Annotated in this window: 21 protein-coding genes and 2 other annotated features; all 21 genes read left to right on the plus strand. The window is 48.2% G+C overall.

The genetic code is table 11. The features are described from left to right. The first annotated feature begins 50 nt into the window (after window positions 1–50). Window positions 51–1,517, plus strand: coding sequence for a glutamate--tRNA ligase (gltX, locus tag POF51_RS30150; RefSeq protein WP_069852863.1), 1,467 nt, complete (start codon window positions 51–53; stop codon window positions 1,515–1,517). 27 nt (window positions 1,518–1,544) lie between these two features. Beyond that, window positions 1,545–1,807 (plus strand) — a binding site (T-box leader). Between the two features lie 163 nt (window positions 1,808–1,970). Beyond that, a complete protein-coding gene (gene cysE, locus POF51_RS30155) occupies window positions 1,971–2,636 on the plus strand; it encodes a serine O-acetyltransferase (RefSeq protein WP_016742856.1) in 666 nt (221 codons plus the stop codon). Further along, window positions 2,617–4,023 carry a cysteine--tRNA ligase gene (gene cysS, locus POF51_RS30160; protein ID WP_069852861.1) on the plus strand — a complete coding sequence of 469 codons (1,407 nt, stop codon included), beginning with the start codon at window positions 2,617–2,619 and terminating at the stop codon, window positions 4,021–4,023. Before cysE ends, cysS begins: the two co-directional genes overlap by 20 nt. 17 nt (window positions 4,024–4,040) lie before the next feature. Further along, a complete protein-coding gene (locus POF51_RS30165; protein WP_017247034.1) occupies window positions 4,041–4,445 on the plus strand; it encodes a Mini-ribonuclease 3 in 405 nt (134 codons plus the stop codon). Window position 4,446: 1 nt separating this feature from the next. Beyond that, window positions 4,447–5,202 (plus strand): 23S rRNA (guanosine(2251)-2'-O)-methyltransferase RlmB, encoded by a 756-nt coding sequence (gene rlmB / locus POF51_RS30170; protein ID WP_012683967.1) that lies wholly within the window; start codon window positions 4,447–4,449, stop codon window positions 5,200–5,202. 1 nt (window position 5,203) lies between these two features. Next, window positions 5,204–5,728 (plus strand): NYN domain-containing protein, encoded by a 525-nt coding sequence (locus POF51_RS30175; protein ID WP_017247035.1) that lies wholly within the window; start codon window positions 5,204–5,206, stop codon window positions 5,726–5,728. Window positions 5,729–5,811: 83 nt separating this feature from the next. Then, entirely contained in the window at window positions 5,812–6,462 is a 651-nt protein-coding gene (gene sigH / locus POF51_RS30180; protein ID WP_005828894.1) for an RNA polymerase sporulation sigma factor SigH, read from the plus strand. Window positions 6,463–6,699: 237 nt separating this feature from the next. Next, window positions 6,700–6,849, plus strand: a complete 150-nt coding sequence (rpmG, locus tag POF51_RS30185; protein WP_003392018.1) for a 50S ribosomal protein L33 — start codon at window positions 6,700–6,702, stop codon at window positions 6,847–6,849. Then, entirely contained in the window at window positions 6,849–7,097 is a 249-nt protein-coding gene (gene secE, locus POF51_RS30190) for a preprotein translocase subunit SecE (RefSeq protein WP_012683970.1), read from the plus strand. Before rpmG ends, secE begins: the two co-directional genes overlap by 1 nt. 45 nt (window positions 7,098–7,142) lie before the next feature. Continuing rightward, entirely contained in the window at window positions 7,143–7,679 is a 537-nt protein-coding gene (gene nusG, locus POF51_RS30195) for a transcription termination/antitermination protein NusG (protein WP_017247036.1), read from the plus strand. 186 nt (window positions 7,680–7,865) lie between these two features. Continuing rightward, window positions 7,866–8,291 carry a 50S ribosomal protein L11 gene (rplK, locus tag POF51_RS30200; RefSeq protein WP_005828886.1) on the plus strand — a complete coding sequence of 142 codons (426 nt, stop codon included), beginning with the start codon at window positions 7,866–7,868 and terminating at the stop codon, window positions 8,289–8,291. 89 nt (window positions 8,292–8,380) lie between these two features. Further along, window positions 8,381–9,064 carry a 50S ribosomal protein L1 gene (gene rplA / locus POF51_RS30205; protein ID WP_017247037.1) on the plus strand — a complete coding sequence of 228 codons (684 nt, stop codon included), beginning with the start codon at window positions 8,381–8,383 and terminating at the stop codon, window positions 9,062–9,064. 42 nt (window positions 9,065–9,106) lie between these two features. Then, window positions 9,107–9,270: a sequence feature (ribosomal protein L10 leader region), on the plus strand. Between the two features lie 24 nt (window positions 9,271–9,294). Then, window positions 9,295–9,810, plus strand: a complete 516-nt coding sequence (rplJ, locus tag POF51_RS30210) for a 50S ribosomal protein L10 (RefSeq protein ID WP_012683973.1) — start codon at window positions 9,295–9,297, stop codon at window positions 9,808–9,810. A 55-nt stretch (window positions 9,811–9,865) separates the two neighbouring features. Further along, complete coding sequence (gene rplL, locus POF51_RS30215) at window positions 9,866–10,228, plus strand: 50S ribosomal protein L7/L12 (protein ID WP_007716218.1); 363 nt, start codon at window positions 9,866–9,868, stop codon at window positions 10,226–10,228. A gap of 102 nt (window positions 10,229–10,330) precedes the next feature. Then, window positions 10,331–10,927, plus strand: coding sequence for a class I SAM-dependent methyltransferase (locus tag POF51_RS30220; protein ID WP_069852859.1), 597 nt, complete (start codon window positions 10,331–10,333; stop codon window positions 10,925–10,927). 309 nt (window positions 10,928–11,236) lie between these two features. After that, window positions 11,237–14,776: a DNA-directed RNA polymerase subunit beta gene (gene rpoB / locus POF51_RS30225; protein WP_017247039.1), complete on the plus strand. Its 3,540-nt coding sequence runs from the start codon at window positions 11,237–11,239 to the stop codon at window positions 14,774–14,776. Between the two features lie 29 nt (window positions 14,777–14,805). Next, the gene (gene rpoC / locus POF51_RS30230; protein WP_069852857.1) at window positions 14,806–18,432 is read left to right on the plus strand and encodes a DNA-directed RNA polymerase subunit beta'; all 3,627 of its coding nucleotides are present in this window, start codon (window positions 14,806–14,808) and stop codon (window positions 18,430–18,432) included. Window positions 18,433–18,570: 138 nt separating this feature from the next. Then, a complete protein-coding gene (locus tag POF51_RS30235) occupies window positions 18,571–18,825 on the plus strand; it encodes a 50S ribosomal protein L7ae-like protein (protein WP_017247041.1) in 255 nt (84 codons plus the stop codon). 122 nt (window positions 18,826–18,947) lie between these two features. Continuing rightward, complete coding sequence (gene rpsL, locus POF51_RS30240; protein WP_005828873.1) at window positions 18,948–19,391, plus strand: 30S ribosomal protein S12; 444 nt, start codon at window positions 18,948–18,950, stop codon at window positions 19,389–19,391. Between the two features lie 54 nt (window positions 19,392–19,445). Beyond that, on the plus strand, window positions 19,446–19,916 hold the full coding sequence (rpsG, locus tag POF51_RS30245) for a 30S ribosomal protein S7 (RefSeq protein ID WP_007716226.1): 471 nt from the start codon (window positions 19,446–19,448) through the stop codon (window positions 19,914–19,916). A gap of 69 nt (window positions 19,917–19,985) precedes the next feature. Beyond that, window positions 19,986–22,064, plus strand: coding sequence for an elongation factor G (gene fusA, locus POF51_RS30250; protein WP_017247042.1), 2,079 nt, complete (start codon window positions 19,986–19,988; stop codon window positions 22,062–22,064). Window positions 22,065–22,097 lie beyond the last annotated feature (33 nt).

Genomic DNA, 22,097 nt, shown 5'->3' on the forward strand with positions numbered 1-22,097 from the left:
CTTAGGTCTAGGGTTTATAGCCTTTTACATTCATAAGGATGGTGCTACCAATGGCGAAAGAAATTCGCACTCGTTATGCGCCGAGTCCTACGGGGCATTTACACATCGGCGGTGCGCGAACAGCGCTCTTCAATTATCTTTTTGCGAAACATCACGGTGGTTCGTTCATCGTTCGGATTGAAGATACGGACCAAACGCGCAATAAGGAAAATGCGGACGAAGAGCAAATGAAAAACCTGAAATGGCTCGGCGTAACATGGGAAGAAGGTACAGACGTTGGTGGACCATATGGACCGTACCGTCAAACAGAACGCCTGGACATTTATCGGAAATATATCGATCAACTGCTGGCAGAAGGCAAAGCGTACTACTGCTACGCGACAAAAGAAGAGCTGGATGCAGAACGTGAAGAACAGCTCGCGCGTGGAGAAACACCACGCATTCTGGAAAAGCACCGCCATGTAACGGACGAGCAGCGTGCTCAGTACGAAGCAGAAGGGCGAGTGCCATCCATTCACTTCCTCGTTCTGGATGATCGCGAGTATGTCGTGAACGACCTGATTCGTGGCCAGGTAACATTCAACTCCAACGAGATGGGCGATTTCGTTATTTGCCGTCCGGATGGAATTCCTACATACAACTTCGCCGTTGTAGTGGACGACTATTTGATGAAAATTAGCCACGTCATTCGTGGAGAAGAGCATCTGTCCAACACGCCTCGTCAATTGATGATTTACGAAGCGTTTGGGTGGGAAGCGCCTGACTTTGCTCACTTGGCACTGATCCTCAACCAAGATGGCAAAAAGATGTCCAAGCGCGACGAGAGCATTCTTCAGTTCATTGAACAGTACCGTGACCTCGGTTTCTTGCCAGAAGCAATCGTGAACTTCCTTGTTCTTTTGGGATGGTCTCCAGGTGGCGAAGAAGAGATTTTCTTAATGGAAGATCTGATCAAGCTGTTCTCAATGGACCGCGTGAACAAGTCGCCAGCTGTGTTCGATGCAACGAAGATGAACTGGATGAACAACTTCTATTTGAAGCGTCAACCGCTGGATATGATTACAGACATGTGTATCCCGCATCTGCAAAAAGCTGGCTTCATCGAAGAGAATTTGTCTGCTGAGAAGCGCGAATGGGTTCGCAGTATCGTAGGCCTGTACCAAGAGCAAATGTCCTACTGTGCGCAAATCGTTCCGTTGGCAGCTCTTTTCTTCCTCGACGAAGTGGTGTACGATGAAGAAGCAACTCTGGTGCTAAAAGAACCGCAATTACCGGAAGTGCTTGCTTCCTTTGTGAAACACCTTTCTGCCCAAGATGCATATAATGTGGATGTTATTAAAGCGGTACTCAAAGACGTGCAAAAGGAAACGAGTTACAAAGGCAAGGCATTGTTCATGCCGGTCCGTGTAGGAGCAACTGGTCAGGCGCATGGTCGCGATCTGGCGGAGACGTTGTATCTGCTTGGACGCGACAAGGTGATTGCACGTGCAGAGCAAGTAATTGCAAACGGTCAGTAAGTATTGGCTGGTTTTCTTTTATAAATAATGAATGCGACGATCAGGAGAAGTACAACAGTCTGCACATCTACAGAGAGGATGGATAGGTGAGAGCCATCTGGTGTGCCCTGTATGGAAATGCCCCTGTGAGCGATGAGCTGAACCTATCTTTTTGAAAAGATATCAGTAGGCGCCATCGGCTTCCCGCCGTTATCGGGATATGAGCGAGATTTGCTCATGACTGTTGTGAGTTTTTCGTGACAGTGATGACGATCTAAGCAGAGTGGAACCACGGTAAACCCGTCTCTGTCCCTTCGTGTTTTTTGAGGGGATAGGGACGTTTTTTATTTTTTTGAAAAGGTAGTTCAAAAAGTGGTTTTCGCTATTTTCTCAATGCTGAAAAGACAACTTTTTGAACCCTGACATTGAGGTTGAACGTGAGCAGGTAAATCAGGCAGGAGGTGCCACCCAAAAATGTTAGCACAGATGAGAGATGACATTCATGCTGTTTTTGAACGAGACCCGGCTGCGCGAAGTACGCTGGAAGTCGTTATGACCTATTCCGGTTTGCACGCGATATGGGGGCACCGGATTGCCCACAGGCTCTGGAAGGCTGAGCTGTGTACACTCGCCCGAATTGTCTCTCAACTATCCCGTTTTTTCACGGGAATTGAGATTCATCCGGGCGCAACAATTGGCCGCGGCCTGTTCATTGACCATGGCATGGGTGTTGTGATCGGAGAGACGTGCGAAATCGGAGACAATGTAACGATTTATCAAGGGGTTACACTCGGGGGAACAGGTAAGGAAAAAGGAAAGCGTCACCCTACAATCGGCAATGATGTCATTATTGCTACGGGAGCAAAGGTGTTGGGCTCCTTCAAAATTGGCGATAATTCAAAGATAGGGGCTGGTGCCGTTGTCTTGCAGGAGGTACCGCCTAACTCGACCGTAGTAGGAATCAAGGGACGCATCGTCATCCAGGATGGCAAGCGGGTCAAAAATGATCTGGACCATGTAAATATGCCAGACCCGGTAGCGGATACGATTCGTATGATGCAAAAGGAAATTGATCAGTTACGCAAAGAATTGGAGCTTTTGAGGGAGGATAAAAAGAATGATGGGCATTCAGTTGACTAACACGATGACGCGGCGAAAGGAACCGTTTCACACATTGGAGCCAGGGAAGGTAAAAATGTACGTGTGCGGTCCGACCGTGTACAACTACATCCACATTGGAAATGCGCGCCCTGCCATTGTATTTGATACACTTCGCCGTTACTTGAAATATCGTGGCTACGAAGTGACATTCGTGCAAAATATTACGGACGTAGATGACAAACTGATTCGTGTGGCGAATCAGGAAGGTGTCACTGTCAAAGAAGTGGCGGATCGATACACGGATGCGTACAACGCTGATCTGAAATCACTAAACGTACTGCCACCTGATATTCAACCGCGAGTGATGCAGACCATTCCGGAGATCATTGAATTCGTGCAAGGGCTGATTGAAAAGGGCTTTGCCTACGAGAGTGAAGGTGACGTCTATTTCCGCACGGGACGTTTTCAGGAATACGGAAAACTTTCGCATCAACCGTTGGATGATTTGCAGGCAGGTGCTCGTGTAGAAATCAACGAGAAAAAGGAACATCCCCTGGACTTTGTCCTTTGGAAAGCGGCCAAGACCGGAGAAGTTACCTGGGGCAGTCCGTGGGGCGAAGGAAGACCGGGATGGCATATTGAGTGCTCGGCTATGGCCCTGAAGTTTTTGGGTGAGGAAATCGATATCCATGCGGGCGGAACAGACCTTGTGTTCCCGCACCACGAGAACGAAATTGCCCAGTCGGAATGCTTTACGGGTAAAGTCTTTGCTCGCTACTGGTTACACAACGGCATGCTCAATATCGATAACGAAAAAATGTCCAAATCCCTCGGGAATTTCTTGCTTGCACGCGATCTTTCGGAGAAATTCGGCGGTCAATTAATTCGCTTCTTTATGCTTCAGGGGCACTATCGCAACCCGATCAATTTTAGCGAAGAGTTGATTGAACAGGCGGCTAATGGTCTAGATAGAATTAAGACCGCGTATACGAATCTGTCTCATCGTCTGGATACCGTGCGCGCAGAAGAGCCGAATGATCAGGCACAGGAGCAGGCACGAATCATTGGAGAGCTTCGTGAGCGTTTCATTGCTGAGATGGATGATGATATCAATACAGCGAATGCCATTACCGTTATTTTTGACGTCGTGAAGGAAGCCAACCTGTATTTGCGTCATCAAAATGTAGGCGAAACCGAAGTTCGTGCGTACATGGATTTGTTGGTGGAGTTGACGGAGGTTCTTGGTCTTGAAATTGCAGAAGAGCAGGAACTGTTGGATAGTGAGATTGATGCGTTGATCGAAGAGCGCACAGAAGCTCGCAAAGCAAGAAACTTTGCCCGTTCTGACGAAATCCGCGATCTGCTCGCAGCAAAAGGAATCGTGCTGGAGGACACGCCACAAGGCGTTCGCTGGCGTCGAAAATAAGGGGCCGAAGAAAATAGATGCAAAAAGAAGAACTAACCCGAGATCCTAATCTGACAAATCCACTCGTGCTTGCCTTCCTCGGGGATGCTACCTATTCGCATTGTGTTAGGTATCATTTGATCGCCAAGGGGCTGGTTAAACCAAACCAGCTCCACAAGGCGGCCAACCGCTATGTTTCAGCGAAAGCACAGGCCAATGTGTTGTTGACGTTAATGCCCACATTGCCGGAGGAAGAATTGAATGTAGTGAAGCGGGGGCGGAATGCCAAATCCGGTTCCAGTGCCAAAAACGCCGATATTATCGACTACCGTCATGCAACGGCTTTTGAAGCATTGATCGGGTACCTGTACTTGTGTGGAAAAGAAGAGCGGATCGCTGAAATTGTGCAGCAGGCTTTTGCCATAGTGGAAGGAGAATCGTGAAATGAGTGAAGAGTGGATTCTGGGGAAAAACCCCGTCATCGAGGCTTTGCGATCGGGTCGTACGATCAATAAGATTTGGGTTGCAGAGGGAACGAATAAAAATTTGATGGGACCTGTCTTTGCTTTGGCAAAAGAACAGGGTGTCATTGTGACGACAGCGAACCGCAAAAAGCTGGATCAGCTCGTGTCGACGGACAACCATCAGGGTGTAGTGGCTTCTGTTGCTGCTTACGATTACGTAGAAGTAGACGATATTTTGAAGCGGGCAGAGGAAAAAAACGAGGCGCCGTTCATTTTGCTGTTGGACGAGCTGGAAGATCCGCATAACCTCGGTTCGATCATGCGTACAGCCGATGCAGTCGGTGCTCATGGTGTCATCATTCCGAAACGACGTTCTGTCAGTCTTACGGCAACAGTGGCAAAAGCTTCGGCAGGGGCGATCAACTACGTGCCGGTAGCGCGAGTGACGAATTTGGTTCGTACCATGGAAGAGCTCAAAGAACGCGGTGTTTGGATCGCAGGAACAGACGCGAGTGCCAAACAAGATTTCCGCCAGGGTGATTATACGATGCCGCTCGCGATTGTCATTGGCAGCGAAGGAAAAGGCATGAGTCGCCTCGTTCGGGAAAACTGTGATTTTCTGTACAGCCTTCCGATGGCGGGCAATGTTACCTCACTCAACGCTTCTGTAGCAGCTGCCTTGTTGATGTATGAAGTCTATCGCTCCAGGAGTCCAATTCCAACGCGGGTGAAATGACATGTCAAAACGAAAAGCCAAGCAGCTGTTGATCGTAGATGGATACAATATCATCGGCGCCTGGCCCGATCTGCGCCTGCTGAAGGATCAAGAGCGGATGGACGAGGCGCGTGATCAGTTGATCGCAAAAATGGCAGAATACCAGAGCTACACAGGGACGAAGGTTATCATCGTTTTCGATGCGTACAACGTTCCTGGCATTGGCCGTCAAATGGAAGACTTCCAGGTTGAAGTCTATTTCACGAAGAAAAAGGAGACGGCTGACGAAAAAATAGAGCAGTTAGTCTCCGAATTTCACAATAAAAATCGACAAATTTATGTGGCAACTTCTGACTATACGTCACAACGTGTCATATTTGGGCAGGGAGCTTTGCGCAAATCTGCCCGGGAGTTGTTGCTCGATATGGAAAATGCGGGGAAAGAAATCAAGAAACAAGTCGAAAAAACGCAAGAAGACGGCTTCTCCAGGCGGATTACGCTGAATGATGAAATAGCGAAAATATTCGAAAAATGGAGAAGGGAATAACTTGGATTCGGTTGACGCTTTTTTACGGCATCATGTATAATAGCGCTATCTATTGGAGAAACCGGTTGGCGGAGGGATCATTTGTGAGTGTTGACCTCAAGGAGTTAAAACATGCCCAATATGAACTAATGACCGACGAAGAAGTAGTCGACCTGGTTCGCGATAATGACGCCGAAGCTTTGGAGTATTTGATCAACAAATACAAAAACTTCGTCCGTGCCAAAGCGAGATCCTATTTTCTTATTGGGGCTGACCGCGAAGACATCGTGCAGGAAGGGATGATCGGACTGTACAAGTCTATTCGCGACTTCCGAGGAGACAAGCTCACGTCGTTCAAAGCATTTGCCGAGTTGTGTATTACCCGTCAGATCATTACCGCGATCAAGACGGCGACACGCCAAAAGCACATCCCGCTCAATTCTTACGTCTCACTGGACAAGCCTATCTACGATGAAGATTCTGACCGCACGCTACTCGATGTGATCTCGGGAACAAAAGTGACCGATCCAGAGGAGTTGTTTATCAATCGGGAAGAGTTCGATGATATCGAGGGCAAAATGAGTGAAATCTTGAGTGATTTGGAGCGCCAGGTTCTCATGCTCTATTTGGATGGACGATCCTATCAACAGATTGCCGTCGAGCTGAAGCGTCACGTCAAGTCTATTGATAATGCATTGCAGCGAGTAAAGCGCAAGCTAGAGCGCTATTTGGAAGGAAGAGAGATTCATCTGTAGAGAATCTCTCTTTTTATTTTGGAAGCAAAAGGACTTCTTCTTGTCAAGTCATTTTGTTTGACATGGGTATTTCGGTATGATAAATTTATTTAGGTAGCCATAGACTTTTATCTCTCTGTTCTATGGTTACTTAGGTGAATGAAATGGTCTGGAAAAAGTAGCGGTTTTCCCGTACTATTTATCATCGGGGTACTTTTAACTAATAGCAGGTTTGAAATGAGATGGAGGTGGCAATAAATGCGAGTAAACATCACGTTGGCGTGCACCGAGTGTGGCGAGCGTAACTATATCTCCACGAAGAACAAGCGCACCACTACTGAACGTGTTGAACTGAAAAAGTATTGCTCCCGTGACAAGAAGCAAACCCTTCATCGCGAGACGAAGTAATGGTTGATGCGACGAAGTCAGGGGGTGGCAAAGTGGGTTTTTTATCACGAATCGGAGCCAGTTTTCGCCGTACCGGTGGTTTTTTTAGTGACGTAATGTCCGAACTAAAGAAAGTCCGTTGGCCTAACCGTAAAGAGTTGACAACCTATACGCTTGTTGTACTCGTTACGGTTGTGCTCCTGGCAATATTCTTCTTCGTCGTTGATTTGGGTATCTCGCGCTTGATCGATTTGATTCTAGGAACGTAATTATGCAAGTCTTAGGAGGGACGGACGGTTATCGTCCTGTTGGATATGGAAAAAGCATGGTATGTACTTCATACGTACTCAGGTTACGAAAACAAGGTTAAGACAAATCTGGAGAAGCGACTCGAGTCGATGGGCATGGAAGACAAGATCTTTCGCGTTCTTGTTCCCACTGAAGAAGAGGTGGAAACCAAGGATGGTAAGAAGCGCACCGTCACGAAAAAAGTGTTTCCTGGATACGTCCTTGTTGAAATGGTGATGACGGACGACTCTTGGTATGTCGTGCGCAACACTCCTGGGGTTACCGGCTTTGTCGGATCCACGGGCGCCGGCTCTAAGCCGACAGCGCTGCGTCCTGAAGAGGCCGATACGATTCTCAAGCAAATGGGAATCGAAATTCCCAAGATCAGAGTCGATTATGCTCTCCGCGATATGGTGCGCGTCATAGATGGTCCATTTTCCAATCGCACCGGGGAGATTATCGAGATTCACCCGGACAGGCAGAAGGTTCGCGTATTGGTGGACATCTTCGGTCGCGAAACACCGGTAGAGCTAGACTTTACACAAGTTCAAAAATTGGATTAGGATTCAACTTGAAAAGTATCGCGCTATGTGGTACATTTCATTTTGTTTTAACAATCCCACAACATTAATTGGGGTTTCTTGCACTCTCACTATAGATCGAAAGTCTTTTACATAGAGACTTTCAAAAAACGGTGGGAGGGGGCATTCCCCCGTAATAACCACATGTGAAGTAAGGAGGTGTGTTACGTGGCTAAGAAGGTTATCCGCGTAATTAAATTACAAATCCCAGCAGGTAAAGCGAATCCTGCACCTCCAGTAGGTCCGGCTCTCGGTCAAGCTGGTGTAAACATCATGGGATTCTGTAAAGAATTCAATGCTCGCACTGAAAGCGAAGTAGGTATGATCATTCCGGTGGAAATCACCGTGTTTGAAGACCGTTCTTTCACTTTTATCACAAAAACTCCTCCAGCTGCAGTTCTGTTGAAGAAAGCTGCTGGTATCGAGTCCGGTTCTGGCGTACCAAACAAAACAAAGGTTGCTACGCTGAAGCGTGATAAAGTTCGTGAAATCGCAGAACTGAAGCGTCCTGACCTGAATGCTGCATCCGTAGAAGCGGCTATGCGCATGGTAGAAGGTACAGCTCGTTCTATGGGTATCGTAATCGAAGACTAATTGTCTTGAGTGCAAGGGGGCACAGACGTTGTGCCCCCCTGTCTGTGGGAGGATCAACCGCTACGACCACATTGAAGGGAGATTTAATCATGGCGAAAAAAGGTAAGAAATATCAAGAGGCTGTAAAGCTCGTTGATAAAAACAAAGTATACGAAGTAGCAGAAGGTATTGAGCTGGTTAAAAAAGCAGCTACTGCTAAGTTCGATGAAACTGTTGAAGCAGCTTTCCGTTTGGGTGTAGACCCTAAGCGTGCTGACCAACAAATCCGTGGCGCTGTTGTATTGCCACATGGTACTGGTAAAGTACAACGTGTTCTCGTATTCGCTAAAGGCGAAAAAGCAAAAGATGCAGAAGCAGCTGGCGCAGACTTCGTAGGCGATGCAGACATGATCGCGAAAATTCAAGGTGGCTGGTTCGACTTTGACGTTGTAGTAGCTACTCCTGACATGATGGGTGAAGTAGGTAAATTGGGTCGTGTACTCGGTCCAAAAGGCCTGATGCCAAACCCTAAGACCGGTACTGTTACTTTCGATGTAACAAAAGCGGTTAACGAAATCAAAGCAGGTAAAATTGAGTACCGCGTAGACAAAGCAGGTAACATCCACGCTCCGATCGGTAAAGCATCCTTCGATGCTGACAAGCTGGCTGACAACCTGGCTGCTCTGACTGACGCACTGAACCGTGCGAAACCAGCTGCAGCAAAAGGTGTTTACATGAGAAATGTAACCCTGAGCTCCACTATGGGCCCTGGTGTACGCGTAGCTGTAAAATAATGACACTTGACTTCCTTTATGGGAGTTGTTAAGATAGTCCCTGTTGATGAAAAGAATATGCCGTAGACAGAAGGCGCGGTGCTTGTGAGAGTAACGCTTAATATCCCTCCGAGGCGTGTAATGTACGAATGAGGAAACGCTGCTTTCCTTTGACGATATAGCATTATGCCCTCGTGAGTCTGCGAGGGCATTCTTCATTTTCTAGGATTAGAGCACGGGAGGTGTAATCAATGGCAGAAATTCGTCCAACCGTTATTCGTGAAGAAAAGGTACAAGCGATCAACGAAATCGCAGCTAAGCTTCGCGAAAGCCAAACTACAGTGGTAGCTGACTACCGCGGTCTGACAGTAGCACAAGTAACTGAGCTCCGTAAGCAATTGCGTGAAGCTGGTGTTGAGTTCCAGGTGTTGAAAAACTCCCTGACTCGTTTGGCTACTGAGAAGGAAAGCCTGACTGAACTGGATCAATATCTGACTGGACCAAACGCTCTGGCGTTCTCCAAAGACGATATCATCGCTCCAGCTAAAGTTATCGCTGAATTCGCTAAGAAAAACGACAAGCTGGAAATCAAGGGTGGCGTTATCGAAGGTAAAGTAGTTGATGCTGAGCAAATTAAAGCTCTGGCTTCCCTACCAAACCGCGAAGGTCTCTTGTCCATGCTTCTCTCCGTCCTGCAAGCTCCTATGCGCAACGTTGCATTGGCAGTCAAAGCAGTGGCAGAACAAAAAGAAGGTCAAGGCGCGTAATCGTCTGATCGGCTAATTTCAAAAAAATACTATTCCTTGAATGGAGGATTTACAAATGTCTAAAGACCAAATCTTGGAAGCCATTAAAGGCATGTCCGTTCTCGAACTGAACGATCTGGTAAAAGCAATCGAAGAAGAATTCGGCGTAACTGCTGCTGCTCCTGTAGCTGTAGTTGCTGGTGGCGGAGCAGAAGCTGCTGCTGAGCAAACTGAATTCACTGTTAACCTGGTAAGCGGCGGCGCTTCCAAAATCAACGTAATTAAAGTTGTTCGCGAGCTGACTGGCTTGGGTCTGAAAGAAGCAAAAGACCTGGTAGACAACGCTCCAAAAACACTCAAAGAGGGCGTTTCCAAAGACGAAGCAGAAGCTCTCAAAGCAAAACTCGAAGAAGCTGGCGCACAAGTAGAAGTAAAGTAAGTTAGCTTCCTTTAGGATATCCCCTTGCCTGCGGCAGGGGGATTTTCTATAAGCTTTTGATGATAGAGGTTTTCGTAAACGATGAGGAAGGGTGAATCACACGTGGCAGACCATTACTATACCAATCAACCGGGTGCTGCACATGATGAACAGCAATTTACGTTCAATCTCCGTGGTAATGAACTTCGCTTCATAACGGATGCTGGCGTTTTTTCCCGAGACCGGATTGACTTTGGAAGTGTATTGCTCATCGAGAACATGGAAATCTCCAGTCATGCGCGTGTGCTGGATGTGGGATGCGGGTATGGTCCGATGGGATTGACGGCTGCCAAGCTTGCTGATCATGGTCGGGTGACGATGATCGACGTGAACGAGCGTGCGGTTAACCTGGCTCGTCGTAATGCAGAAGCGAATGGAATAAAAAATGTTGAGGTTCGAGTGAGTGATGTCTACAGCGGCGTGCAAGGCGAGCAGTTTGATGTCATTCTGACCAATCCGCCGATTCGTGCGGGTAAGGAAATCGTTCATCGCATTTTTGTAGAGGGATACGACCTGTTGGTAGAAGGCGGAGAAATGTGGGTTGTCATTCAGAAGAAGCAAGGAGCCCCATCCGCATTGAAGAAGCTACAGGAAACGTACCGCGAAGTAATAGAAATTGATCGGGAAAAAGGCTATCACATATTCAGGGCAATCAAATAAGCAAGAAGAAATCATTAGAAAAGTTTTCTTGACGTGAATAATTGAATGTGATAGCATTATAAAATGTCAATATGGGATAAATGTCTATTTTTCAGCAATTCCCTGTCTGTCAAGCGTTTCTACTTTTTTCCTGAGATAGGAATGTTTGCTTGAAAACATGGGAATTCTTTTAAAATAGAGTTTCTCTGGGTTAAAAATGGTTGAAGCTGCTTTAACCCATTTTTATTTTTAGGCATTCGAATGCGACTGAAAGAAGTTGCCGAATGCCGAGTTTCTATGTGTGAAAACACAACCTGAGGGGTGAATAAGTTGGCAGGTAAAGTGATTCAAAGTGGCCGACACCGCCAGCGTCGTACGTATTCACGTATTAACGAAGTGCTGGGCCTTCCAAATCTCATCGAGATTCAACAAAAGTCCTACCAGTGGTTCCTTGATGAGGGGCTCCGTGAGATGTTCCAAGACATTTCGCCAATCCAGGACTTCACAGGTAATCTCGTGCTGGAGTTTATCGACTACAGTTTGGGAGAGCCGAAGTACGATGTTGACGAGTCGAAAGAACGTGACGTCACCTATGCGGCGCCTCTGCGTGTGAAGGTACGTTTGTTGAACAAAGAGACGGGAGAAGTGAAGGAACAAGAAGTCTTCATGGGGGATTTCCCGCTCATGACCGAAACGGGAACCTTCATTATTAATGGTGCTGAGCGCGTTATTGTCAGCCAGCTTGTTCGTTCCCCCAGTGTATATTACAACACCAAAGTGGACAAAAACGGCAAGCAGACGTTTACAGCTACAGTAATCCCGAACCGGGGTGCTTGGCTGGAGCTGGAGACCGATGCGAAAGACGTAATTTATGTCCGCATCGACCGTACGCGAAAAATCCCGGTAACGGTTCTTTTGCGTGCGTTGGGCTTTGGTTCTGACATCGAGATTCTCAACTTGCTGGGTGAAGATGAATACATCAAGAACACGCTGGAAAAAGACAATACCGATTCTACGGAAAAAGCGCTCATCGAAATCTACGAGCGTCTTCGTCCGGGCGAGCCGCCAACAGTCGAAAATGCGAAGAGCCTCTTGATCTCTCGTTTCTTCGACCCTAAGCGCTATGACCTGGCTTCTGTTGGTCGTTACAAAATGAACAAGAAGCTTCATCTGAAAAACCGTCTGTACAACCAACGTTTGGCTGAAACATTGATCGATACCACTACAGGTGAAATTTTCGCCGAAGCCGGTCAAATGATTGACCGTCGTGTATTGGAACGCATTGTGCCAGCTCTGGAAGGCAGCATCGGATTTATTGACGTTCGCACGCATGGCGGCGTTCTGGAAGATGAAGCAATCCATTTACAATCTATCAATATTTTCTCTCCGATCGAAGATGGCAAGATCATCAAAGTAATCGGAAACGGAAATGTAGATAAGTCCTTCAAGCATATTACGCCAGCGGATATCGTATCGGCGATCAACTATTTCATGAATCTGCTGCACAGTGTTGGTTCCACAGACGATATCGACCACTTGGGTAACCGTCGTCTGCGATCCGTGGGTGAGCTTCTGCAGAACCAGTTCCGTATCGGTTTGTCCCGTATGGAGCGTGTAGTTCGTGAGCGTATGTCCATCCAGGATCAGAACCAAATTACACCGCAAGCTCTCATTAACATCCGTCCAGTGATTGCATCACTGAAGGAGTTCTTTGGTAGCTCGCAGTTGTCTCAGTTCATGGATCAAACAAACCCATTGGCTGAGCTGACGCACAAACGCCGTCTGTCCGCACTCGGACCTGGTGGTTTGACGCGTGAGCGCGCGGGCTTCGAAGTGCGTGACGTTCACCATTCCCACTACGGTCGTATGTGTCCAATTGAGACGCCGGAGGGACCAAACATTGGTTTGATCAACTCCCTGTCTTCCTTTGCACGCATTAACGATTACGGATTCATCGAAACGCCTCGTCGGAAAGTAGATCCGGAAACAGGCTTCGTGTTGACTGATATCAGCTATTTGACGGCTGATGAAGAAGACGTGTTTAACGTAGCGCAGGCAAATCAGCCGCTTGATCACGATGGCCGTTTTGTAAACGACATGGTTATCTGCCGTCGTAAAGGTGAGATCTTGAGCGTACCGCGCGACAAGGTAGACTTCATGGACGTATCGCCAAAGCAGGTTGTATCCGTAGCGACTGCGCTGATTCCGTTCCTCGAGAACGATGACGCCAACCGCGCACTGATGGGTTCAAACATGCAGCGGCAGGCCGTTCCGCTTTTGATTCCACAAGCACCGTTTGTCGGTACTGGTATGGAGCATAAAGCAGCGCAAGACTCCGGCGTGGCGATCGTTGCCAAGAATCCGGGTCAAGTAGAGCGCGTAACGGCTCGCGAAATCTGGATTCGTCGTTACCAAGAAATCGACGGTAGAAAAGTTGCCGGCGATCTCGATAAATACAAAATGCACAAGTTTATCCGTTCCAACCAAGGTACCTGCATCAACCAGCGTCCAATTGTAAGCACTGGAGACTGGATTGAAAAAGGCGATATCATTGGGGACGGCCCATCCACTGAAAAAGGTGAATTGGCTCTCGGTCGTAACGTAATCGTTGCGTTTATGACGTGGGAAGGATACAACTACGAAGACGCGATTCTTCTGAGTGAAAAACTTGTAAAAGATGACGTGTATACGTCTATCCATATTGAAGAATACGAGTCCGAAGCTCGCGACACCAAGCTGGGTCCAGAGGAAATCACTCGAGATATTCCAAACGTCGGGGAAGATGCTCTGAAAAACCTGGACGAACGCGGTATCATCCGTGTTGGTGCGGAGATTCAGGACGGCGACATTCTCGTTGGTAAGGTTACTCCTAAAGGGGTTACTGAGCTGACAGCAGAAGAACGCCTCTTGCATGCCATCTTCGGTGAAAAGGCTCGTGAAGTTCGTGATACATCCCTGCGCGTACCGCATGGTGGTTCCGGTATCATCGTAGACGTAAAAGTATTTACGCGTGAGAATGGCGACGAATTGCCACCAGGCGTAAACCAACTCGTTCGCGTTTACATCGCCCAAAAACGGAAAATCTCCGTGGGTGACAAAATGGCCGGTCGACATGGTAACAAAGGGGTTATCGCCCGCATCATGGCGGAAGAAGATATGCCGTTCCTGCCAGATGGCTCTCCAGTAGAGATCGTACTCAACCCGTTGGGCGTACCATCGCGTATGAACATCGGTCAGGTATTGGAGACTCACTTAGGTATGGCAGCGAAGCTTCTGGGTATCCACGTAGCAACGCCGGTATTCGACGGTGCACGTCAGGCAGAAGTATTCGAAACGTTGGAAGAAGCAGGTCTGGATCGTGACGGAAAAACGATCTTGTTTGATGGTCGTACAGGTGAACCATTTGACCGCCGTGTAACAGTTGGTTGTGTATACATGCTGAAACTGGCTCACTTGGTCGATGATAAAATCCATGCTCGTTCTACAGGTCCTTACTCTCTTGTTACGCAACAGCCATTGGGTGGTAAAGCTCAATTTGGTGGTCAGCGTTTCGGGGAGATGGAGGTTTGGGCATTGGAGGCATACGGTGCTGCCTACACCTTGCAAGAAATCCTCACTGTCAAGTCGGATGACGTCGTGGGTCGCGTGAAAACGTACGAAGCGATCGTTAAGGGCGAAAATGTTCCAGAACCAGGTGTTCCAGAGTCCTTCAAGGTATTGATCAAGGAACTCCAGAGCTTGGGTATGGACGTGAAGATTCTGTCCGGTGATGAGCAGGAGATTGAAATGCGTGAAATGGAAGACGAGGATGAAGGTAACGGTGAGAAACTGAACCTCGTTCTCGAAGGCGGAAGCTTGAACGAAGAGTAAGATTCCGGTACCAAGGGAGGTAACGCCCTGTGATTGACGTGAACAACTTCGAATATATGAAGATCGGCTTGGCTTCCCCCGATAAGATCCGTTCGTGGTCTTTCGGGGAAGTAAAGAAGCCAGAGACGATCAACTACCGCACACTGAAACCGGAAAAAGACGGCTTGTTCTGCGAACGCATCTTTGGACCAACCAAGGACTGGGAATGCCATTGCGGTAAATACAAGCGTGTTCGTTATAAAGGTGTAGTGTGCGACCGTTGTGGCGTGGAAGTAACCCGCGCCAAAGTACGGCGTGAGCGTATGGGGCACATTGAGCTGGCTGCCCCAGTTTCTCACATCTGGTACTTCAAAGGGATTCCAAGTCGTATGGGCTTGGTGCTCGACATGTCCCCTCGTTCCTTGGAGGAAGTTATCTACTTTGCTTCTTACGTAGTAACCGATCCAGGTGACACTCCTCTCGATAAAAAGCAATTGCTCTCCGAAAAAGAGTATCGCAACTATCGTGAGAAATACGGCCACTCCTTCCAAGCGATGATGGGAGCAGAAGCGATTAAGCGCCTGCTTGCTGAAATCGATCTGGATAAAGATGTGGAAACGTTAAAAGAAGATTTGAAAACGGCACAAGGACAGCGTCGTAACCGTGCGATCAAGCGTCTGGAAGTGCTCGAGGCATTCCGCAACTCCGGTAACCACCCGGATTGGATGGTTCTCGACGTACTGCCGGTTATCCCGCCGGAGCTTCGTCCAATGGTTCAGTTGGATGGTGGACGTTTTGCCACTTCCGACTTGAATGACCTGTATCGCCGTGTAATCAACCGTAATAACCGTCTGAAGCGTCTGCTCGAACTGGGTGCTCCTGACATTATCGTACAAAACGAGAAACGCATGCTGCAGGAAGCAGTAGACGCGCTCATCGATAACGGTCGTCGTGGACGTCCGGTAACAGGACCAGGTAACCGTCCTTTGAAATCTCTCAGCCACATGCTGAAAGGTAAACAAGGTCGTTTCCGTCAAAACCTGCTCGGTAAGCGTGTTGACTACTCCGGTCGTTCCGTTATCGTTGTAGGACCTAACCTGAAGATGTATCAGTGCGGTTTGCCAAAAGAAATGGCGCTGGAGCTCTTCAAGCCGTTCGTGATGAAAGAGCTGGTTTCCAAAGGCCTCGCTCACAACATCAAGAGCGCAAAGCGCAAGGTTGAGCGCGTTCAGCCAGAAGTTTGGGACGTTCTCGAAGACGTTATTCGCGAGCACCCGGTACTGTTGAACCGTGCCCCCACCTTGCACCGTCTGGGTATCCAGGCTTTCGAACCAGTTCTGGTTGAAGGTCGTGCGATCCGTCTGCATCCGCTCGTTTGTACAGCGTACAACGCGGACTTCGACGGTGACCAAATGGCGGTTCACGTTCCGTTGTCTGCTGAGGCACAGGCAGAAGCCCGTATCCTCATGCTGGCAGCGCAAAACATCTTGAACCCGAAAGACGGTAAGCCGGTAGTAACACCATCCCAGGATATGGTGCTTGGTTCCTACTACCTGACGCTGGAACGCGAAGGCGACAAAGGCGAGGGTACGATTTATCGCGATCCTCACGATGCGATTGCCGCTTATCAGCAAGGCTTTATCAGCCTGCATACGCGCATCGCTCTGCCAGCGAAACGCCTGAACAAAACCAGCTTTACTGAGCGTCAAGAGAACGCGCTGATCGTAACGACAGTAGGTAAAGTAATCTTCAACGAAATTTTCCCTGCTGATTTGCCGTTCATCAATGCACCGACTAGGGCTAACCTGCAAACGATGGTTCCAGATGAGTGCTTTGTATTTGATAAAGGTACAAATGTTTCGGAGTTCATTAAAAACCTCCCAGATCCGGGTGCTGTTAAAAAAGGATTCTTGGGAACCATTATTTCCGAGTGCTTCCGTCGCTTCGGTACGATGAAAACATCCATGATCCTCGACAGAATTAAGGAATTGGGCTTCACGTATTCGACGAAAGCAGGTATTACGATTGCCGTAGCGGACATCGCGGTACCAGGAAAGAAAAAAGACATCCTTGATGCGGCAGATGAGAGAGTTGCAACTGTCATGACGCAATTCCGTCGTGGTTTAATTACCGAAGACGAGCGTTATGACCGCGTTATCTCTATCTGGTCCAAGGCCAAGGATGAGGTAACAGAAGTATTGATGAAGTCCATGGATAAGTTCAATGCGATCTTCATGATGGCGAACTCCGGTGCCCGTGGTAACGTATCCCAGATCACTCAGCTGGCTGGTATGCGCGGTCTGATGGCAAACCCATCCGGTCGAATCATCGAGTTGCCGATTAAATCCAACTTCCGTGAGGGTCTGACGGTATTGGAATACTTTATCTCCACGCACGGTGCGCGTAAAGGTCTCGCCGATACAGCGTTGCGTACAGCGGACTCGGGTTACCTGACTCGTCGTCTGGTAGACGTTGCTCAAGACGTGATCGTACGCGAAACCGATTGTGGAACAGATAAAGGTATCCGAGTAACAGCAATCAAGGATGGTAAAGAAGAAATCGAGAAGCTGTCTGACCGTCTAACAGGACGTACTTGCTTCGAGACTTTGCGCCACCCTGAGACGAAAGAAATTATCGTGCACCGCAATGAGGAGATCTCTGAAGAGGTTGCCGAGTATATCGAAAAAGAAGGTATTACTTCCGTATATATCCGTAACGTACTTGCTTGCCGCACCAGCCATGGTGTCTGCAAACTGTGCTACGGACGCAACCTGGCGACAGGTGCCGAGGTGGAAGTGGGAGAAGCGGTTGGTATTATCGCTGCTCAGTCCATTGGTGAGCCGGGTACCCAGCTGACCATGCGTACCTTCCATACCGGTGGGGTTGCGGGAGACGATATTACCCAAGGTTTGCCGCGTATTCAGGAGTTGTTCGAAGCGCGTAATCCAAAAGGGCAAGCAGTCATCTCCGAGATCGATGGTGAAGTCGTCGACATTCGCGAAGGGAAAGATCGTCGCGAAATCGAAGTACGTGGAGAAGCGGAAAATAAAGTGTATGCAGCACCGTATGGCTCTCGCATCAAGGTTTCTGTTGGTGTCAAGCTGAATGCTGGTGATGAGCTCACGGAAGGTTCCGTAGACCCGAAAGAAATGCTCAAAGTTCGTGGCATGCGCGGCGTTTCCAACTACATCTTGCAAGAGGTACAAAAAGTTTACCGTATGCAAGGGGTAGAAATTAACGACAAGCACGTTGAGGTTATGATTCGCCAGATGCTGCGCAAACTGCGTGTCATCGACAGCGGAGATACTGACCTCTTGCCAGGCTCCTATGTTGAGGTACCAGAATTTGAAGTAGCGAACACAAAAGCGCTCATGGAAGGCAGAAGTCCAGCAGTAGGTCGTCCGGTTCTTCTCGGGATCACCAAAGCATCCCTCGAAACCGACTCCTTCCTGTCGGCAGCATCCTTCCAGGAGACGACTCGTGTGCTTACCGATGCAGCGATCAAAGGAAAAGTGGACCGCTTGCTAGGTTTGAAAGAGAACGTTATTATCGGGAAGCTGGTTCCAGCAGGTACCGGTATGTCACGTTACCGCAATGTAAAAGTTGCTAGCCAAGTAGATTACGAAGCAGAGCTGGAAGCAGCGAAGGCTGAGCAAGAAGCGGTTTCTGTAGAGTAATTGCGGGAAAAGCGCCCATCACCAATTGGTGGGCGCTTTCCTAAATAAAAAATATCAAATGGGCGTTGACAACAACTAGCCCACCTGATATTATATTCAAGTGTGCCTGACATCTGTACTTTGGAGGATATGAGAATCATGTCTTATGAAAAAGTCGAGCGGGCCAAGGACTTGACAATCGGCATTAAGCAGACGATTAAAGCTGTTGAAAGTCAACAGGTAGAAGCAGTGTATATCGCTGTCGATGCAGATAAGCGTTTGACCCAAAAAGTCGAGCTCCTTTGCAAAGAGAAGGGTGTTCCAGTCATCCATGTAGATTCCATGCGTCGTTTAGGCAAAGCGTGCGGAATTGAAGTGGGAGCAGCTACTGCTGCGATTAAAAAAAGTGGTTGACGATGTTTTTGTCTGTGGTTACACGTTGCGTAATACTGGACAAGGACTTTCTATTTGACCTAAAAATGACTCACCTGGATCTGTGGTCTTGAAGATTGGGTATTAAGAAGGGAGGTAACATCATGCCTACAATTAACCAATTGGTGCGTAAAGGTCGCGAGGATAAGGTTGTGAAGTCGAAGTCCCCAGCTCTTCAAAAGGGGTACAACAGCTTCAAGAAAAGCCAAACCAACCAAAGCTCTCCTCAAAAACGTGGTGTTTGCACTCGTGTAGGTACCATGACTCCGAAAAAACCGAACTCCGCGTTGCGTAAATACGCTCGTGTGCGTTTGACAAACGGAATCGAGGTAACAGCTTACATCGGTGGTATTGGCCACAACCTGCAAGAACATAGCGTCGTGCTGGTGCGCGGCGGTCGTGTAAAAGACTTGCCAGGGGTACGCTACCATATCGTTCGTGGTGCACTTGACACTGCTGGTGTGAACAACCGTAAACAAGGTCGTTCCAAGTACGGTACTAAGCGTCCGAAGCCAGGTCAAGCAGCAGCTGCAGCGAAAAAGAAATAAGACAAACGCCTGTGAAGTGGCGTGACTTTATATCGAAAAGAAGGAGGGAATACGATGCCTCGTAAAGGTCCTGTAACCCGTCGTGACGTGCTGCCAGATCCTATTCACAACAGCAAGTTGGTTACTCGCTTGATTAACCGCCTGATGTTGGATGGTAAGCGTGGTGTAGCTCAGAACATTCTCTACAACGCATTTGACATCATCCAGGAGCGCACAGGTCGCAACCCGATGGAAGTGTTTGAAGAAGCACTGAAAAACGTAATGCCAGTACTGGAAGTTAAAGCTCGCCGTGTAGGTGGTGCTAACTACCAAGTACCAATCGAAGTAAAACCGGAGCGCCGTACCACTCTTGGTCTGCGTTGGATGGTTAACTACTCCCGTAACCGTGGAGAGAAAACCATGGAACAACGTCTTGCTAACGAGATCATGGACGCTGCTAACAACACCGGTGCAGCAGTTAAAAAGCGTGAAGACACGCACAAGATGGCTGAAGCGAACAAAGCGTTTGCTCACTATCGCTGGTAGGAATTGAATCGGGTGTCCGTATTGGATACCCGTTTATTCTCAAACTCGAGTATGGAAGGAGCATACCTAATGGCTCGCGAGTTCTCTTTGCCGAATACGCGTAATATCGGTATCATGGCTCACATCGATGCTGGTAAGACGACGACTACTGAGCGTATTCTGTTCTACACTGGTCGCGTTCATAAAATTGGTGAGGTGCACGAAGGTGCAGCAACCATGGACTGGATGGAACAAGAGCAAGAGCGTGGTATCACGATCACTTCGGCTGCTACTACTGCTCAATGGGCTGGTCATCGTATCAACATCATCGATACACCAGGCCACGTAGACTTCACTGTAGAAGTTGAGCGCTCCCTGCGCGTTCTTGACGGTGCTGTAACCGTTTTTGACGCAAAAGGTGGCGTTGAGCCACAAACCGAAACCGTATGGCGCCAAGCTGACCGCTATGGCGTACCACGCATGTGCTACATCAACAAAATGGATATCATGGGTGCTAACTTCGATATGTGCTTGGGTCAGATCAAATCTCGCCTGGGTGCAAATCCTGTAGCAATCCAATATCCAATCGGTGCAGAAGATCAATTCAAAGGTATGGTTGACCTGATCGAAATGAAGGCAATCGTATATACCGATGATTTGGGTAAAACTTCTGACTCCGCTGAAATCCCTGCTGACCTGCTCGCTCGTTGCGAAGAACTTCGTATGGCGATGGTTGAGGCAGCTGCAGAACAAGACGAAGAGCTCATGATGAAGTACTTGGAAGGCGAAGAGCTGACCAACGACGAAATCCGTGCTGCTCTGCGTAAGGGTACTATTGAGTGCAAACTGACGCCGGTAATGTGCGGTTCTTCTTACAAGAACAAAGGTGTTCAGCCTATGCTGGACAACGTAGTATCTTACCTGCCGTCTCCGGTAGATATCCCTGCAATTAAAGGTACATTGCCAGATACTGAAGATGAAGTTGATCGTCCAGCTGACGACAACGGTCCGTTCTCTGCTCTTGCGTTCAAGATCATGACTGACCCGTATGTTGGTCGTTTGACATTCTTCCGTGTATACTCCGGTGTACTGAATTCCGGTTCTTACGTTCTCAACTCTACTAAGGGTAAACGTGAGCGTGTAGGCCGTATCCTGCAAATGCACGCAAACCACCGTGAAGAGATCCAAACGGTTTACTCCGGTGACATTGCAGCAGCTGTAGGTTTGAAAGATACAACAACTGGTGATACTCTGTGTGATGAAAAGGCTCCTGTAATCCTCGAGTCTATGGACTTCCCAGAGCCAGTTATCTCTGTTGCGATCGAACCAAAATCCAAAGCAGACCAAGACAAGATGGGTATCGGCCTGTCCAAACTGGCTGAAGAGGATCCAACGTTCAGAACTCGTACAGACGAAGAGACTGGTCAAACTATCATCTCCGGTATGGGTGAACTTCACTTGGAGATCATCGTTGACCGTCTGAAACGCGAATTTAAAGTTGAGTCGAACGTAGGTGCTCCACAGGTTGCTTACCGTGAAACATTCCGTAACGCAGCGAAAGTGGAAGGTAAATTCGTTCGTCAGTCCGGTGGACGTGGTCAATACGGTCACGTTTGGGTGGAATTTGCTCCACTCGAAGCTGGTCAAGGCTTCCAATTCGAAAACAAAATCGTTGGTGGTGTAGTACCACGCGAATACATCCCTGCTGTTCAAGCGGGTATCGAAGAGTCCATGAAAAATGGTGTTATCGCCGGCTTCCCGCTGGTTGATATCAAAGCTACTATCGTAGACGGTAGCTACCATGATGTTGACTCTAACGAGATGGCATTTAAAGTAGCAGGTTCCCTCGCATTGAAGGAAGCTGCGAAAAAATGTGGCGCAGTACTGCTCGAGCCAATCATGAAAGTAGAAGTTACAATGCCAGAAGAGTACATGGGCGACGTAATGGGCGACCTGAACTCCCGCCGCGGTCGTATCGAAGGTATGGAAGCTCGTGCAAATGCACAAGTAATCCGTGCGATGGTACCACTGTCCGAGATGTTCGGTTACTCCACAATTCTTCGTTCCCGTACCCAAGGCCGTGGCGTTTACTCCATGGTGATCGACCACTACGAAGAAGTACCTAAATTTATCGCTGAAGAGATCATCAAAAAATCTAAAGGCGAATAATTACAGGTTACAGCTTTATCTTGCAATCAGAAA

Source organism: Brevibacillus sp. AG (assembly GCF_028369215.1).
GTDB classification, from domain to species: Bacteria; Bacillota; Bacilli; order Brevibacillales; family Brevibacillaceae; genus Brevibacillus; species Brevibacillus porteri.

What these genes read in the sequence shown, in the direction of transcription:
- rplJ (WP_012683973.1), top strand. Translation starts at nt 9,295, where the DNA reads ATGGCAGAAATTCGTCCAACCGTTATTCGTGAAGAAAAGGTACAAGCG.
- nusG (WP_017247036.1), top strand. Translation starts at nt 7,143, where the DNA reads ATGGAAAAAGCATGGTATGTACTTCATACGTACTCAGGTTACGAAAAC.
- fusA (WP_017247042.1), top strand. Translation starts at nt 19,986, where the DNA reads ATGGCTCGCGAGTTCTCTTTGCCGAATACGCGTAATATCGGTATCATG.
- cysS (WP_069852861.1), top strand. Translation starts at nt 2,617, where the DNA reads ATGGGCATTCAGTTGACTAACACGATGACGCGGCGAAAGGAACCGTTT.
- POF51_RS30165 (WP_017247034.1), top strand. Translation starts at nt 4,041, where the DNA reads ATGCAAAAAGAAGAACTAACCCGAGATCCTAATCTGACAAATCCACTC.
- POF51_RS30235 (WP_017247041.1), top strand. Translation starts at nt 18,571, where the DNA reads ATGTCTTATGAAAAAGTCGAGCGGGCCAAGGACTTGACAATCGGCATT.
- rpsG (WP_007716226.1), top strand. Translation starts at nt 19,446, where the DNA reads ATGCCTCGTAAAGGTCCTGTAACCCGTCGTGACGTGCTGCCAGATCCT.
- rplL (WP_007716218.1), top strand. Translation starts at nt 9,866, where the DNA reads ATGTCTAAAGACCAAATCTTGGAAGCCATTAAAGGCATGTCCGTTCTC.
- secE (WP_012683970.1), top strand. Translation starts at nt 6,849, where the DNA reads ATGGTTGATGCGACGAAGTCAGGGGGTGGCAAAGTGGGTTTTTTATCA.
- rpsL (WP_005828873.1), top strand. Translation starts at nt 18,948, where the DNA reads ATGCCTACAATTAACCAATTGGTGCGTAAAGGTCGCGAGGATAAGGTT.
- rplA (WP_017247037.1), top strand. Translation starts at nt 8,381, where the DNA reads ATGGCGAAAAAAGGTAAGAAATATCAAGAGGCTGTAAAGCTCGTTGAT.
- rpmG (WP_003392018.1), top strand. Translation starts at nt 6,700, where the DNA reads ATGCGAGTAAACATCACGTTGGCGTGCACCGAGTGTGGCGAGCGTAAC.
- cysE (WP_016742856.1), top strand. Translation starts at nt 1,971, where the DNA reads ATGTTAGCACAGATGAGAGATGACATTCATGCTGTTTTTGAACGAGAC.
- rlmB (WP_012683967.1), top strand. Translation starts at nt 4,447, where the DNA reads ATGAGTGAAGAGTGGATTCTGGGGAAAAACCCCGTCATCGAGGCTTTG.
- POF51_RS30175 (WP_017247035.1), top strand. Translation starts at nt 5,204, where the DNA reads ATGTCAAAACGAAAAGCCAAGCAGCTGTTGATCGTAGATGGATACAAT.
- gltX (WP_069852863.1), top strand. Translation starts at nt 51, where the DNA reads ATGGCGAAAGAAATTCGCACTCGTTATGCGCCGAGTCCTACGGGGCAT.